The organism is Streptomyces sp. NPDC028368, assembly GCF_055565615.1.
Map to the genome: position 1 here is coordinate 24,102 of NZ_JBVHTY010000009.1, position 14,215 is coordinate 38,316.

General features: G+C 70.4%; 13 protein-coding genes. 12 read left to right on the forward strand and 1 reads right to left on the reverse strand.

Translation table 11 applies throughout. The features are described from left to right. Window positions 1–17: 17 nt before the first annotated feature. From ACZ4S3_RS21560 to ACZ4S3_RS21575, 4 genes are all read left to right on the forward strand, one after another. Window positions 18–1,406, forward strand: coding sequence for an ABC transporter substrate-binding protein (locus tag ACZ4S3_RS21560; RefSeq protein ID WP_467936540.1), 1,389 nt, complete (start codon window positions 18–20; stop codon window positions 1,404–1,406). Window positions 1,407–1,473: 67 nt separating this feature from the next. After that, window positions 1,474–2,355 (forward strand): carbohydrate ABC transporter permease, encoded by an 882-nt coding sequence (locus ACZ4S3_RS21565; RefSeq protein WP_467937001.1) that lies wholly within the window; start codon window positions 1,474–1,476, stop codon window positions 2,353–2,355. Between the two features lie 5 nt (window positions 2,356–2,360). Then, complete coding sequence (locus tag ACZ4S3_RS21570; RefSeq protein WP_467937003.1) at window positions 2,361–3,224, forward strand: carbohydrate ABC transporter permease; 864 nt, start codon at window positions 2,361–2,363, stop codon at window positions 3,222–3,224. A gap of 278 nt (window positions 3,225–3,502) precedes the next feature. Next, window positions 3,503–3,979 (forward strand): ATP-binding protein, encoded by a 477-nt coding sequence (locus tag ACZ4S3_RS21575; protein ID WP_467936542.1) that lies wholly within the window; start codon window positions 3,503–3,505, stop codon window positions 3,977–3,979. A gap of 68 nt (window positions 3,980–4,047) precedes the next feature. Here ACZ4S3_RS21575 and ACZ4S3_RS21580 read toward each other — a convergent pair whose 3' ends face one another. Further along, window positions 4,048–5,235, reverse strand: coding sequence for a cytochrome P450 (locus ACZ4S3_RS21580; RefSeq protein WP_467936544.1), 1,188 nt, complete (start codon window positions 5,233–5,235; stop codon window positions 4,048–4,050). 377 nt (window positions 5,236–5,612) lie between these two features. On the opposite strand from ACZ4S3_RS21580, the gene ACZ4S3_RS21585 reads away from it, so the two are divergent. From ACZ4S3_RS21585 to ACZ4S3_RS21620, 8 genes are all read left to right on the forward strand, one after another. Continuing rightward, window positions 5,613–7,007, forward strand: a complete 1,395-nt coding sequence (locus ACZ4S3_RS21585; RefSeq protein ID WP_467936546.1) for a salicylate synthase — start codon at window positions 5,613–5,615, stop codon at window positions 7,005–7,007. An 8-nt stretch (window positions 7,008–7,015) separates the two neighbouring features. Then, the gene (locus tag ACZ4S3_RS21590; protein ID WP_467936548.1) at window positions 7,016–9,148 is read left to right on the forward strand and encodes an alpha/beta fold hydrolase; all 2,133 of its coding nucleotides are present in this window, start codon (window positions 7,016–7,018) and stop codon (window positions 9,146–9,148) included. Next, window positions 9,145–10,827 carry an AMP-binding protein gene (locus ACZ4S3_RS21595; RefSeq protein WP_467936550.1) on the forward strand — a complete coding sequence of 561 codons (1,683 nt, stop codon included), beginning with the start codon at window positions 9,145–9,147 and terminating at the stop codon, window positions 10,825–10,827. Before ACZ4S3_RS21590 ends, ACZ4S3_RS21595 begins: the two co-directional genes overlap by 4 nt. Window positions 10,828–10,856: 29 nt before the next feature. Next, window positions 10,857–11,321: an SRPBCC family protein gene (locus ACZ4S3_RS21600; RefSeq protein WP_467936552.1), complete on the forward strand. Its 465-nt coding sequence runs from the start codon at window positions 10,857–10,859 to the stop codon at window positions 11,319–11,321. Further along, window positions 11,318–12,199, forward strand: coding sequence for an MBL fold metallo-hydrolase (locus ACZ4S3_RS21605; protein ID WP_467936554.1), 882 nt, complete (start codon window positions 11,318–11,320; stop codon window positions 12,197–12,199). The genes ACZ4S3_RS21600 and ACZ4S3_RS21605 overlap by 4 nt, the downstream gene beginning before the upstream one ends. A 61-nt stretch (window positions 12,200–12,260) precedes the next feature. Continuing rightward, window positions 12,261–13,520 carry a beta-ketoacyl-[acyl-carrier-protein] synthase family protein gene (locus ACZ4S3_RS21610; RefSeq protein ID WP_467936556.1) on the forward strand — a complete coding sequence of 420 codons (1,260 nt, stop codon included), beginning with the start codon at window positions 12,261–12,263 and terminating at the stop codon, window positions 13,518–13,520. Next, window positions 13,517–13,774: an acyl carrier protein gene (locus tag ACZ4S3_RS21615; RefSeq protein WP_467936558.1), complete on the forward strand. Its 258-nt coding sequence runs from the start codon at window positions 13,517–13,519 to the stop codon at window positions 13,772–13,774. The genes ACZ4S3_RS21610 and ACZ4S3_RS21615 overlap by 4 nt, the downstream gene beginning before the upstream one ends. Next, window positions 13,752–14,210, forward strand: a complete 459-nt coding sequence (locus tag ACZ4S3_RS21620; protein WP_467936560.1) for a holo-ACP synthase — start codon at window positions 13,752–13,754, stop codon at window positions 14,208–14,210. Before ACZ4S3_RS21615 ends, ACZ4S3_RS21620 begins: the two co-directional genes overlap by 23 nt. Window positions 14,211–14,215: the final 5 nt, after the last annotated feature.

The window sequence follows — 14,215 nt, forward strand, 5'->3', positions numbered from 1 at the left end:
GGTGAAAGGTGCCAGCCGTGAGTGCACGTCCCCGTGGAAAGAGCGGCAGCAGTCGTCCCGGTCTCCTCGGCCGGCGGACGGCCGTGGCCCTCGCCGTGGCCGTGGCGGCGGCCGGCTGCTATCGCGGCGCCGGCGACGTCGGCAACAGCGGCAAGAACACCATCAATGTGCTGATGGTGAACAACCCGCAGATGGTGGATCTGCAGCGGCTCACCGCCGAGCACTTCACCAAGGAGACCGGCATCAAGGTCAATTTCACCGTGCTGCCGGAGGACGATCTGCGCGACAAGATGAGCCAGGACTTCTCCAGCCAGGCCGGGCAGTACGACGTCGCGAGCCTCAGCAATTACGAGACGCCGATCTATGCCCGTAACGGCTGGCTGACCGATCTGGGCACGCGTGCCGCCAGGGACCGCGCGTTCGACCAGGGCGACATCCTTGCGCCGGTCCGCTCCTCGCTCACCGCCGCCGACGGCAAGATCTACGCGGAGCCTTTCTACGGCGAGTCGTCCTTCCTGATGTACCGCAAGGACCTCCTCAAGGCCGCCGGCCTGACCATGCCCGCCCACCCCACCTGGCATCAAGTCGCCTCCATGGCCGCCGAGTTGGACGGGTTCCGCAAAGGCATGAAGGGCATCTGTCTGCGCGGCCAGCCCGGCTGGGGCCAGCTGATCGCCCCGCTGACGACGGTGGTGAACACGTTCGGCGGGACGTGGTTCACCAAGGACTGGCGGGCGGAGGTCGACAGCCCGGAGTTCACCCGGGCCACGCGGTTCTACGTCGATCTGGTCCGTCAGCACGGTGAGGCGGGCGCCCCGCAGGCCGGGTACACCGAGTGCCTCAACGACATGCAGCAGGGCAAGGTCGCCATGTGGTACGACGCGACCGCCGGCGCCGGATCGCTGGAGGGCGCCGACTCCAAGGTCAAGGGCAAGGTGGGCTACGCGCCGGCGCCGGTGGAGCGGACCGCCGACTCGGGCTGGCTCTACACCTGGGCCTGGGGCGTGCAGAAGGCCGGTACCCACCAGGAAGCGGCCTGGAAGTTCATCCGCTGGGCGTCCAGCGCCTCGTACGAGCGGCTGGTGGGCCGCGAACTGGGCTGGTCCAGGGTCCCCGGCGGCAAGCGGGCGTCGCTCTACCGCGACCCGGAGTACGCGAGGTCCGCCCGCGCCTTCGCCGGTCCGACCGAGCGGGCGATCAGCTCGGCCCGGCCCGACGACCCCGGGGTCCAGCCCCGCCCGGTGCCCGGCATCCAGTTCGTGGACATCCCCGAGTTCTCCGACCTGGGCACCAAGACCAGCCAGGAGATCAGCTCGGCCATCGCCGGGAAGCAGAGCGTGACCGCCGCACTCCGTCACGGCCAACGACTGGCGGAGGAGGTGGCCCGTGCCTACGCCGGCCACTGACGCAACGGCGCACGGCCCGGACGGCGCCCCTCACCCCCGCGCCCGCTCAGCCACCGACCGGGCCACGATGCGGGCCCGCCGCGCGCCCCTCCTTCCCGCGCTGCTCTTCCTCATCATCGTCACCCAACTCCCCTTCGTGGCCACGGTGGTGTTCTCCTTCCTCCGCTGGAACGCCCTGGCGCCCGAGAACCGCGGGCTCGCCGGATTCGCCAACTACCGGGCCGTCTTCACCGACCCCGCGCTGCGCGACTCGGTGGTGACCACGATCCTGCTGACCGTGACCGTGGTGCTGGTCAGCCTGCTGCTGGGGCTGGGCCTCGCGCTGCTGCTGGACCGCAGCTTCCGCGGCCGAGGGATCGTCCGGACCCTGCTGATCACGCCGTTTCTGATCGTGCCGGTCGCCGCGGCCCTGCTGTGGAAGCACGCCCTCTTCAACGCGTCCTACGGCTTCCTCAACGGCGTGCTGACGTGGCTGTGGAGCCTGTTCGGCAGCGACGATCCGCCGCAGCCGGACTGGCTGACCGGCGCCCCGCTCGCCGCCGTCGAGGTGGCGCTGATCTGGCAGTGGACACCGTTCATGATGCTGATCCTGCTCGCAGGACTACAGAGCCGGCCCGCCGACATCATCGAGGCCGCCCTTGTGGACGGGGCCTCGTCCTTCGACATCTTCCGCTATCTGACCCTGCCACATCTGCGCCGCTACCTGGAGCTTGCCGCCCTGCTCGGGACCATCTACGTCGTCCAGAACTTCGACGCGGTCTTCACCATCACCTCCGGAGGGCTGGGCACCGCCAACCTCCCGTACGCCATCTACCAGACCTTCTACCAGGCCCATGACTACGGACGGGCGTCCGCCCAGGGCGTCGTCGTCGTGCTCTGCTCGCTGCTGGTGGCGACCTTCGCACTGCGCACCGTCTCGTCCCTGCTGCGCGAGGAGAGCGTCCGATGAGCGCAATGCTGCGCGCCGCCCACCGGCTGCCCGCTCCCGCCCGCCGCCGGCGTCGCAAGAACGCGTACCTGGGCCTGCTGGCCTGGCTGTGCGGACTGTTCTTCTTCGTGCCCGTCGCCTGGATGGTGCTCACCTCACTGCACAGCGAGACGGACGCGGCGACCAATCCGCCCAGCCTCGGCGCTGCCCTCACCCTGCACGGCTACCGCGAATTCTTCGGCGAGGGCACCGGCGTCAGCCCCTGGCCGCCGCTCATCAATTCGCTGACCGCATCGGTGGTCTCGACATTCCTGGTCCTCACTCTCGCCGTCCCCGCCGCCTACGCCCTGTCCATCAAGCCGGTACGGAAATGGAGCAACGTCCTCTTCTTTTTCCTCTCCACGAAGATGCTGCCGCTGGTGGCCGGGCTGCTGCCGATCTATCTCGTCGCCCAGAACACGCATCTGCTCGACAGCATCTGGCTGCTGGTCATCCTCTACACCTCGATGAACCTCCCGATCGCGGTATGGATGATGCGCTCCTTTCTCGCCGAGGTCCCGGTGGAAATTCTCGAAGCCGCGTCGATCGACGGCGCGGGCCTGACCACCACCCTGACCCGGATCATCGCCCCCGTCGCCATGCCCGGCATCGCCGCAACCGCCCTCATCTCCTTCATCTTCAGCTGGAACGAGCTGCTGTTCGCCCGGGTCCTGACCGGCGTCGTGGCCGGCACCGCACCGGTATTCCTCACCGGCTTCGTGACCAGTCAGGGCCTGTTCCTGGCCAAGGTGTGCGCCGCCGCCACCGTCATCTCCCTCCCGGTCCTCATCGCCGGATTCGCCGCCCAGGACAAACTCGTCCAGGGCCTGTCGCTCGGCGCCGTGAAATGACGCCGAGAGCCGTTTTCGGCCTGTGCACCCGAAGCCGTCCGGTTCACCGGGCATCACCGGCTCGCTCCGCACCGTCACGCAGGGCGAACGGAAATCGCTCTTCTGAGCACTCTTTGCTCATGTTTGAAAAGAGCCCGGCAAACCCATTGACATCACGTTTTACGGATCTTTAATGGAAGAGCAATTGCATATATGAGCCGTACTCGCTCATACGAGCAAAAGCGCACATGCGGCCGCGCCGCTCGCACCACGCCCGGCTTGCTTGAAGGGTTAATGAAATGACTGCTGTGGCCGAATTCATCATCCTCGGTAATGCCGAACTGACTTCTGTCTCGCTCACGTTGCCGGCAGTCCTGCCCTCCGCCCGGCAAGCACGGGCCTTCACCACAGAGTCCCTGCGGCTGTGGGGCGAGAACGAAGAGCTCATCGAAGCGGCCGAACTGATCGTCTGCGAACTGACCACGAACGCCATTCGCCACGGCGCCCGGTCACCGGTCGGATGCGGACGCGAGCGGCGGCGGGATTCCGTGATCACTCTCAAGCTGGCCGGCGATCCCGCGGCGCTGCACATCGAGGTGCACGACGGGTCCGCGGTACTGCCCGTCCAGCGGGCGGCCGGCCACGACGAGGACTGTGGACGCGGGATGCTGATCGTCGCCGCGCTTGCCGAGTCCTGGACGTGCGGCCTGGACCCCGAAGGCGGCAAGTGGGTCCGCGCGACTCTCGCGCGCACGGCCGACGCGCTTCAGGGCTGAGAGCAACCTGACATGGGGCCGGGCACCTCCAACCGGCCCCATGTGGCGTGCCGTTCCGGGCAGGCGCTTCACCACGTCACAGGGAGCTCCTCCAGCCCGTACACGACGTGCTCGCTGCGGAAGGATGTCTCCTCCTCGGTCTGTGCCATCCGCAGCGTCGGGAAGCGCGCGGCGAGTTCGCGGTAGACCACGCGCAGCTCCATGCGTGCCAGCTGCTGGCCTATGCACTGGTGCGGGCCGTACCCGAAGGCCAGGTGGCGGCCGGGCGGGCGGGTGATGTCCAGCCGGCCGGGGAGCGGGACGAAGCCGGGGTCGTGGTTTCCCGCGGGCAGGTGCAGCAGGACGAGATCGTCCTTGCGGATGTCCACGCCGTCGAAGGTCAGGTCCTCGTTCGCGCGGCGCAGCAGGCCGCGCTGCATCACCGTCAGGTAGCGCAGCAGCTCCTCGACGGCCGGGTCCGCCAGGGCCGGGTCGTTGACCAGGGCTTCCCACTGGGGGCGGTTGCGCAAGAGCGTGTAGACGCCCAGCGAGATCATGTGGGCCGTGGTGTCGTAGCCGGCGACGAGCAAGGTGCCGATGAGGGTGAGTATCTCCTGGTCGGAGAGGCCGTGACCGCCGTGGACGAGGTCGCTGAACAGCGCGTCGTCGGGGGCCTGCTTCTTCCGCTCGACGACCTTGGCCAGGTAGGTGAACAACTCGGGCGCCGCACGCTGTTGTTCCGCCCGGCTGTCCGCGAATCCGCCGAGCGCGGTCATCGCCAGGCGTTCGAACATCTCCTGGTCCGCGCGCGGTAGTCCGAAGAGCGCACAGATGGTGAATGACGGGACCCGCGTGCCCACCGTGCGGACCAAGTCCGTACCGGGACCGGAGCGTTCCAGGTCCGCCAGGCACTCGTGTGTCATCGCGCCGATCGCCTCCTCCAGTTGGCGCACCCTGCGAGCCGTGAAGTGGCGGGCGACCGGCATCCGCAGACGCAGGTGATCGGCACCGTCGAGGTTGGTGATGTGCGGTACGTCGGCGTCCCCGCGCCGGGGCAGCCGCTCATGGCTCACGGTGCCCAGGCCGTGCAGGAACGAGCTGATGCGCTTGTCCGCGGCGAGGGAACGGATGTCGTCGTGCCGGGACACCAGCCAGGCGTCGTAGCCGGTGGGAATGCGTACCTTGTGGATCCCGGCCTCGCGGTAGTGCGCGCAGGGGCCGGGCGGATCGAGTGGATCGCCACGGTCGAGGGACAGGGCCGGCACGGAATTCTCCACAATCTCTCCCTGCAGCATGCGGTTTTACCGCGTGGTGGACGCGCGATTGCCCAGAAGGTTCTGGTGGGCCGCCGGGGCATGCGCCGCCGACGCACCGATACCTCGCACCGTAACCACGAAGGGCACCCGGCCGGCAGGCCGTCGCGGCGCGGGCGGCGAACTTCGCAGACTTCCCGCAACGCCGCGACGGGTCCTCCGGGGGGCAGCTGCGGAATTCATCGGAGGTAACAGCCGCCGTGACGGCCGACTGTGGTGACGGTGCAGGTCAGACAGAGCGACAGTGCGCGGCGGGACGTCGGGGGCGCAGACACCGGGTGGTTGAGCCGGAGACATGCGAACGCCCCGTGCCGATTCCCCCGCGAAACCGGAGGTGAACGGTGACGAGCATCGGTGAATACGAGGAGCACCGGCTGGCGGTGGTGGACGACCCACTGCGGACCGTGACCCGGCTGGCGGCCTCTGGCCACTTCGACCGGTACATGGTGTACGAGGACGGGGAGACCTACTCGTTCGCGGGCGGCGTCCTTGCCGAGATCAGCGTCTACCGCAACCGCCTTCACGTCCTCTTCGACGGCGTGACCGTGGCGGAGGAGGCGCTCCACGACACCGCCGACCGCAAGCAGGTGCTGCGCAAGGTCGCGCGGCATCTGTCCGCACTGCCGGTCCGCGGCTGGCGCGCCTACGGCTGGGCGGCGTTCGAGGCGAGCTACGCACTGGCCGGCCTGGACCTCGAGGACGACGACACGCCGCTGCTCCAGCTGATGGTTCCCGCGACGGAGGTCAGGCTGGCCGGCGGTGCGGCACTGATGCGTACGGTGGGGCCCGTTCCCGCGGAGCTGCGCGCGATGGTGGCCGGCGGACCGGACGCGGGGCCGGCCGAGGCCGAAGGGCCCTGGCCCGTGTCCGTCGATGTCACGGCGGACGACGGCTACCGGGAGGCGGTCGCCTCGGCCGTGCGGGACATTCGCGCGGGCAAGCTGCAGAAGGTCATCCTGTCCCGTGTCGTGCCGGTCGGCTTCCCGGTCGACCTGGTCTCCACCTATGCGCACGGACGGCGGCACAACCGGCCGGCCCGTTCGTTCCTCCTGTCCTTCGGAGAGCTGGCCGCGGCCGGATTCAGCCCCGAAACCGTGACCGAAGTGCGCGACGACCGTGTCGCCACCCAACCGCTGGCCGGGACGCGGGCGCTCTCCGGAGAGGCCGAGCGGGACCGCAGGCTGCGCGAGGCGCTCCTGACCGACCCCAAGGAGGTCTACGAGCACGCCATTTCCGTGCAGACCTCGGTCAGCGAACTGCGCACGGTCAGCAGGCCCGGGACGGTACGCGTGGAGGACTTCATGTCCGTCAAGGAGCGCGGCAGCGTCCAGCACCTCGCCTCCTCCGTATCGGGGCGCCTCGCCTCGGGCCACGATGCGTGGGACGCGCTGCGGGCCTGCTTCCCCGCCGTGACCGCCTCCGGCATACCGAAGGCCGCCGCGTACACCTGCATCCGGCGCCTCGAGACGCAGCCCCGCGGTCTCTACAGCGGGGTGGTGATGACCGTCGACGCGAACGGCGACATGGACACCGCCCTGACGCTGCGGACCGTCTACCAGCGGCGTGGCCGGGCCTGGATGCGGGCCGGTGCCGGAATCGTCGAACAGTCCTCACCTGACCGGGAGTTCGAGGAGACCTGCGAGAAGCTGCGCTCCGTCTCTCGCTGGCTGGTGCCCGCCGGACCCGCGACGCCCGCTCCCGAAGTGTCCTTGTCCGCTCCAGCGATCGGCAGGTAGGTACGGCAATGAATCGGGTTGTCATCACCGGCATCGGCATCATCTGCCCCAGCGGAAGCGGTGCGCGGGAATTCTGGCACCACAACACCGCGGGCACGACCTTTGTGCGCCACGAACCGGCCATGGCCCGGCTCGGCATGAAGGGCAGCTCCCACGCGCCCATCCAGGACTTCGACCTCGCCGCGCACCACACCGAGGACGATGTGCGGACCCTCTCGCAGCTGAGCCGCTTCGTGCAGCTCTCCGTCTCGGCCGGCGCCATGGCGGCACGTGACGGAGGCCTGGAGGACGCGGCCTTCCGCCCCGAACGTGCGGGGGTGGTGTTCTCGTCGGCCATCGGCGGGACACCGGAATTCCAGGTGGCGTACGAGCAGTACAGCAACAGCGGCACCCGGCCGCTGGCGCCGTTCCCGGAAGCTCACCCCTTCTACGACTCGGTGTTCCTCAACTACGCACCCTCCTGGCTCAGCGAGCGCTACAAGCTGCACGGCCCGTGCAGCACCCTCACCACCGGATGCACCGCCGGCATCGATGCGCTGGGGCTGGCCTTCGACCAGGTCCGCTGGGGCGACGCGGACATCGTCCTGGCGGCGTCCGGCGAAGCTCCACTGTCGGGACTGGCCTACGCGACCCTCGACGTCATCGGCTCCCTCGCCGTCGTCGACGGTCCGCCGGAGACCGCTTCCCGCCCCTTCGACGCCCGGCGGGGAGGGTTCGTGCTCGGCGAGGCGGCCGCGGCCCTGGTGGTCGAGGAGTACGAGCACGCCGTCGCCCGCGGCGCCACCGTCTACGCCGAAGTGCTCGGGTTCTCCAGCGCCAACAACGCGTTCCACATGAGCGACCTGGCGTCCGACGGAGCGGCCATGGCCACCGTGCTGAGCGGCGCGCTCAGCGACGCTCAGGTGTCCGCGGAGGACATCGACTACGTCAACGCGCACGGAAGTTCCACACCGCAGAACGATGTCTTCGAGACGCAGGCCCTCAAGACGGCGCTGGGCCAGGCGCACGCGGCACGTACTCCCATCAGCTCCACCAAGTCCATGATCGGGCATTCGCTGTCGTCGGCGAGCATGGTCGGGGTCATCGCCACCATCGGCGCCCTGCGGCATTCGGTCGTTCCGCCGACCGCCAACTACGAGGTGCCGGACCCGGCTTGCGACCTCGACTACGTGCCCAACAGCCCACGCGTCCATGACGCACGCACCGCGCTGGTCAGCGCCAGCGGTTTCGGCGGCATCCATTCCTGCGCGGTGCTGAGGAGATCCGACCAGGACCTGCCGGCCCGCCTCCCGTCCGCCGCGCACGGCGAGGACAGCGCCGCTCCTGCCACTCCCACCCGGCGCTCCCTGCCCGTCACCGCGGCGACCGCGCTGGTGCGCGGCACCGCCTCGGCCGACACGCCGACCCTTCTCCTGGTCCACGGTTTCGGCGGAACCGCCGCCCACTGGGAGCCGCTGATGGGGGCGCTGCCTCCCCGGTTTCACGCGGTCGCACTGGACCTGCCGGGGCACGGCACGCACCGCATGCCGGTGGACACTCCGCTGTCGGCCGTCCGGGCCTGCCTCGTCGACGCCCTGGAGCGCCTCGGCGTCACCGGACCCGTGGTGCCGGTCGGGCACTCCCTCGGCGGTCTGGTCGCACTGGACCTGGCCGGGGCGGAGCCGGACCGGGTACGGGGCGCGGCCGTCATCGGTTCCGCCGAACGCATCCGGCTGCACCCGGACCTGGTGGCACAGGCGCTCGCCGGCAGCTGGGACCGCGCGTTCCTGGCCGGGTGCCTGCGCCGTCCGGATCACCCGCTCCGCGACGGACGGACCACCCTGGAGGTGGTGGCCGACGGGTTCGATGCCCTGCGGCTGCCGCGCGCCGACATCGACGTCTGGGGGCTGACCGGGGGGCTGCGGTGTCCTCTCCCGCAGGCTCCGGTGCTGAGCCTCATCGCCGGTGCGGACCGGGTGGTCTCCCCCCGCCGCAGCCGGGACCTGGCCGAGGCGGCGCCCCGCGGGAGCGCCGTCACCGTCGAACATGCCGACCATTACGTGCACTTGGAGGACCCGGAGCGGGTCGCGGCCGTGCTGGCCGAGTACGTCGACGGGCTCGCCGGTTCCGGTCCGGCGGCCGCCTCCGGAGGGCGGCCATGAACGGTGACCCGGCCGTCTCCCGGTCCGAGCGGGAACGCCGTTACGCCGAACTGGGCTGCCGGCGCGACGTCCTGCTCGACGAGGCCGTCCTCGGCGACCCGGTGGCCCGGGGGGACCGCGTCGCGGTCGTCACCCGCGAGCGGCGGATCGGCTACCGCGAACTGGCAACGGCGGTGGACCGGGCGGCGTCGGGTTTTTGCTCCCTCGGCCTCATGCCCGGGGACCGTGTGGCCGTACGGCTGGGGAACACCCTGGACATGCTGCTGGCTTTCCTGGGCCTGGTGCGCGGCGGGATGACCCCCGTCCTGATGCCGCCGGGTCTCGGGATCCGGGAAGTGGACCATGTGGTGCGCACGACGCGCGCCCGCGCCCTGGTCAACCGTGACGTCGGCAGCGGTGCGGAGAGCCGCGCGCTGGTGCGCCATATGGCCGAGGACCACCCGGATGTCCTGGTGTGCCTGGCCGCCGAGGGACACCTGGCCCGGCGCCGCACACCGCCCGCAGGCGTCCACCTGCTGGACGCCGTGCTGGCGGGCGGGGAACCGGCGGATACCCGGGCGCAGGCATCGCCGACGGTCCGCGAGAGCGCCGACGTGGCCTTCTACCTGCTGTCCGGTGGCAGCACCGGGCTCCCCAAGGCGATTCCCCGTACGCACCGGGACTACGTCTGCAACCTCGACGTCAGTGCCCGTCTCACGGAACTCGGCCCCAAGAGCACGTACCTGGCCGCGCTGCCGACCGCCCACAACTTCGTCCTCGGCTGCCCCGGTGTCCTGGGAACGCTGGCCGCCGGCGGCACCGTCGTCCTCGGTTCTCCCTCGCTCGGACGTGTGGTGCGCGACATCGAGCAGGAGCGCGTCACCATCACCGCGCTCGTCCCCGGCCTGGCTCGGCTCCTGCCGGAGCACGCCACCGACCTCTCCAGCCTGGAGGTACTCCAGGTGGGCGGGGCCCGGCTCTACGAACCGGATGCGCGCCGCCTCATCAGGGCCCTGCCGGGACGTCTCCAGCAGGTCTTCGGCATGGCGGAGGGACTGCTCAATTTCACGCGTCTCGACGACCCGGACGACGTCGTGGCAACGACCCAGGGCAGGCCCGCCTCCGCCGCTGACGAATGGTTCCTCGCCGATGGGTCCGGCAACCCGTTGCCGGCCGGGCAGGAGGGTGAACTGCTGGTCAGGGGCCCGTACACGATCGGCGGCTATCTCGCGCCGGAGGAGGTGAACCGGTCCTCCTTCACCGCCGACGGCTTCTACCGCACCGGCGACATCGTCCGCGTGCACGAGTCGGGCAACTTCGTGGTCGTCGGGCGCCGCAAGGACTTTGTGAACCGCGGCGGCGAGAAGGTGTCCGCGTCCGAGCTGGAAACGGTCCTGGCCGACTGCGGCGCGCTGGCCGCCTCCGCGGTCGTCCCGGTGCCCGACGATCTGCACGGAGAGGTGGTCTGCGTGGCGGCGGTGCCGGCCGCCGGGGCCGCCGTCGACCTCCACACGGTGCGGGACTTCATGCTCAGCCGGGGCATCGCCCGCTACAAGCTTCCCGAACACCTCGTCCTCTGCGAGCGGCTCCCGGTGACCGCGGTCGGAAAGATCGACCGGGTCGCCCTGGCCGAGCAGGCACGGGAGCAGGTGCTGCCCGCCCCACAGGTGCCTCACGACGCCGACTCGACCGCTCCCTGAAAACCGTCACCGACCGGAAGGCACGTGCGATGGCCGCGCACACTGACAACGAGATTGTGATCGACGCCCCCTTCACCACCGTCTGGAGCATCGCCAACGACGTGGCGAACTGGCCGGACCTCTTCGACGGCGCCTACGCCTCGGCCGAGATCCTGCACGGTGACGAGAGGCGGTTGACCTTTCGCCTGACCACCGAGCCCGAGGACGACGGCAAGCAGTACAGCTGGGTCTCGGAGCGCGTCATGGACCGGGACGAGGGCACGGTCAGTGCCCGGAGGATCGATAACGGGCCGTTCCTCTACATGCACATATTCCAGTCCTTCGAGACGCTGCCCGGCGGCAGCACCAAAGTCCGCTGGGTCCAGGACTTCGAGGTGCTGCCGGAAGTGCCGTACGACGAAGCGTGGTTCGCGAACCGCGTCAACAAGAACTCCCAGCGCGAACTCGTGCGCCACAAGGAATTCATCGAGGCGCACGCCGGCGGCCGGCAGTGAGCGGCCCGGCCACGGGCCGTGCCGCGGACCCGCAGCGGACGGTTGACCTCGGCGACGGGGCCTTCGCGGTGGTCAACGGTGACGGCGGGATGGGACTGTCCAACTCGACGGTCCTGGTCGACGACGGACGGGCCGTGGTGATCGACACCATGCTGCTCCCGCGTATGAACGCCCGCACGCGCGAGGAGCTGCGGGCCAGGAACGCCACCGCCGAGCTGATCCTCAACACCCATCAGCACATCGACCACATGGGAGGCAACGGCGCATTCCCCGGAGTGCGTGCGGTGGCGCCCGCAGGAGCCGCGGCGGCGCTGCGCCGGATGGCCGAGGACACCGCCTTCCTGCCCCGCCTGATGCCCGCCTTCGCGCCCGAGCTGACGGACCTCGAACTACGGCTCCCGGAACCCGTGGACCCCGAAGCCCTGGCGCTTCCGCACGCGGCACGGGCCCTGGTCTTCGAGAACGCGCACAGCATCGTGGACCTCGCCGTCTGGCTCCCCAGACAGCGGTTGCTGGTGGCCGGCGACCTCTGCTTCCACGGGGTCACCCCGCTCGCCCGGCACGGCAGCGTCACCGGCTGGATCGGCGCACTCGACCGACTGATCGACCTGGACCCGTCCGTCGTCGTCCCGGGGCACGGCGAGGTGACCGGCCCGCACGTCCTCCACGTACTGCGCGACTACCTCCGGAGGCTGTGGTCGGCAGCGTGCCGGGCGGTCGAGGAAGGAGCCACCGCGGCGGACACGGCGGCGGTGGTGGACCACTTCGATGCCGGGCCGGTCGCGGAGTGGGGTGAGCCGCAGCGGACGGCCCTGAATCTGCGCGTGGCCCTGGGCGAGCTCACCGGCGATCCGCTCCCGCTCGGACCGCCACGGTGACGCCACCGACGCACCCGTTCCGGGCCCGGCCGCCGGGTGAGCCCGGCAAGACAGGAGGATCATGAGCAACAACAGCGGCGGCGCGTCCCACCGTGCCCGACGCGTCGTGGTCACCGGCATCGGTGTGGTCAATCCGCTCGCCACCGCGACGGAGCCCTTCTGGGAGGCCGTGCTCGCCAAGAAGACCGCGATCGGCGCGATCGGCCGTTTCGATGCCGACGGGCTGCCGGTCCATCTGGCCGCCGAAGTGGCCGGCTTCCAGGCCACCGACCATGTGCCCCGCCGGCTGGTGGTCAAGAGCGACCTCTTCGCGCACTACGCCATGGCCGCCGCCGGGCAGGCGCTGACCGACGCCGGCTTCGACACCGAGCCGTTCGACCCGTTCCGTACGGGCATCAGCTTCGGCAACAACAGCGGTGGGTGGGAGCTGTGCGAACGCGGCTTCCGCGAGTACTACCAGCAGCATCCGACCATGATCAATCCCTGGCAGGCGACCGCGTGGTTCCCCACCGCCGCCCAGGGGTTCGTGAGTATCCGTTACGGCATCCGCGGCTTCAGCAAGAGCTTCGCGGCGGACCGCGCCAGCGGCGCCTGCGGTCTGCTGCACGGCATGCGCAGCATCCTGAGGGGACGCAACGACGTCGTGCTGGCGGGCGGCGCGGAAGCGCCCCTGACCCGTCTGGGCATGGCGGCCCATGTCACCACCGGAGACCTGAGCCGCGCCTCGGCCGCGGAGGACGGCTACCTGCCCTTCGACGGCGAGCGCGCCGGACTGGTCCTGGGCGAGGGCGCCACCGTCCTGGTCCTGGAGGAACGCGAGCACGCGCTGCGCCGCGGGGCCCGGGTGCTCGGTGAACTCTCCGCCGCCGAACAGCGCACGGCCGCTCCGCACGACCCGGACGGGGCGGCCGGCGCGCTCACCGCGGCGCTGCATGCGGCGGACCGGGCACCCCAGGACATCGACGTCGTCTTCGCCGAGGGCGCCGGCTCCGCCGAGAGCGACGCCACCGAGGCCCGTGCCCTGGCCCGGGTATTCGGTGAGGGTTGCGTACCGGTGACGGTTCCGAAGGCCGGTTACGGCCATCAGTACGGAGCCAGCGCCGCGACGGAACTCGTCTGTGCGGCTCTGTCCATCAGGGACGGAGCCCTCCCGCCCACACCGGGCACGCGAACGGTCGACGAGCGGTGCGCCGTCGACCTGGTGACCGAGACTCGCCCCCGGGCCGTCAGCACCACCGTCGTCCACTCCCGTTCCCGGGAAGGGACGAACGTGGCGATGGTGCTGACGGCTCCGGACCGACACGACCGGAGGGTCGCATGACGTACTACGCCGCAGTGCGCGGAGCAATTTCCGCGCTGGGTTTCGAGGATGACCAGATCGTGCCCGATGCACGGCTGCGCGGAGACCTCGAACTGGACTCCACGGAGCTGGTCGAGGTGTCGCTGCAACTCCAGCGGGACCTCGGCATCGAAGTGAAGCTCGAGCTGGCGGACGACCTGACCGTCGCGGACGTCTGCCGCCTGGTGGAGGAAGCCGGACAGGCGACGAGCGATGCCGGGCAGCAGGCCGGCTGAAGCGCGGATCGTGGGCATCGGCGTCGACATCGTCGATCTCACGCGGATGGCGCGCTTCCTGCGCCGGTACCCGGACCGCTCCCTGCGGATGATCCTGGGCGGCGCCGAACTCGCACAGGTGCGGCGTTCCCCGTCCCCGGCCGTCCGGTTGGGCATCAGCTTCGGCACCAAGGAGGCCTGCGGAAAGGCCCTGGGTACCGGGCTGGCCGGCCTCGCCTGGACCGATATCGAAGCCGGCGTCGAGTCCGTGATCGCGGACGGGGAGGCCGGGTGGGCCGTGCGGGAGGTCGGCGTTGCGCTGCACGGTGCCGCCCGGAGGCGGGCCACCCGCCTCGGCATCGAGCGGTGGGCGGCGCGGGCGTGGCCTCTTCGCGCCGGTGCGCTGATGGTCTGCGCCTTCGCCACGACCGGCAGCGCGGGTGGGACAACGAACTGACGTGA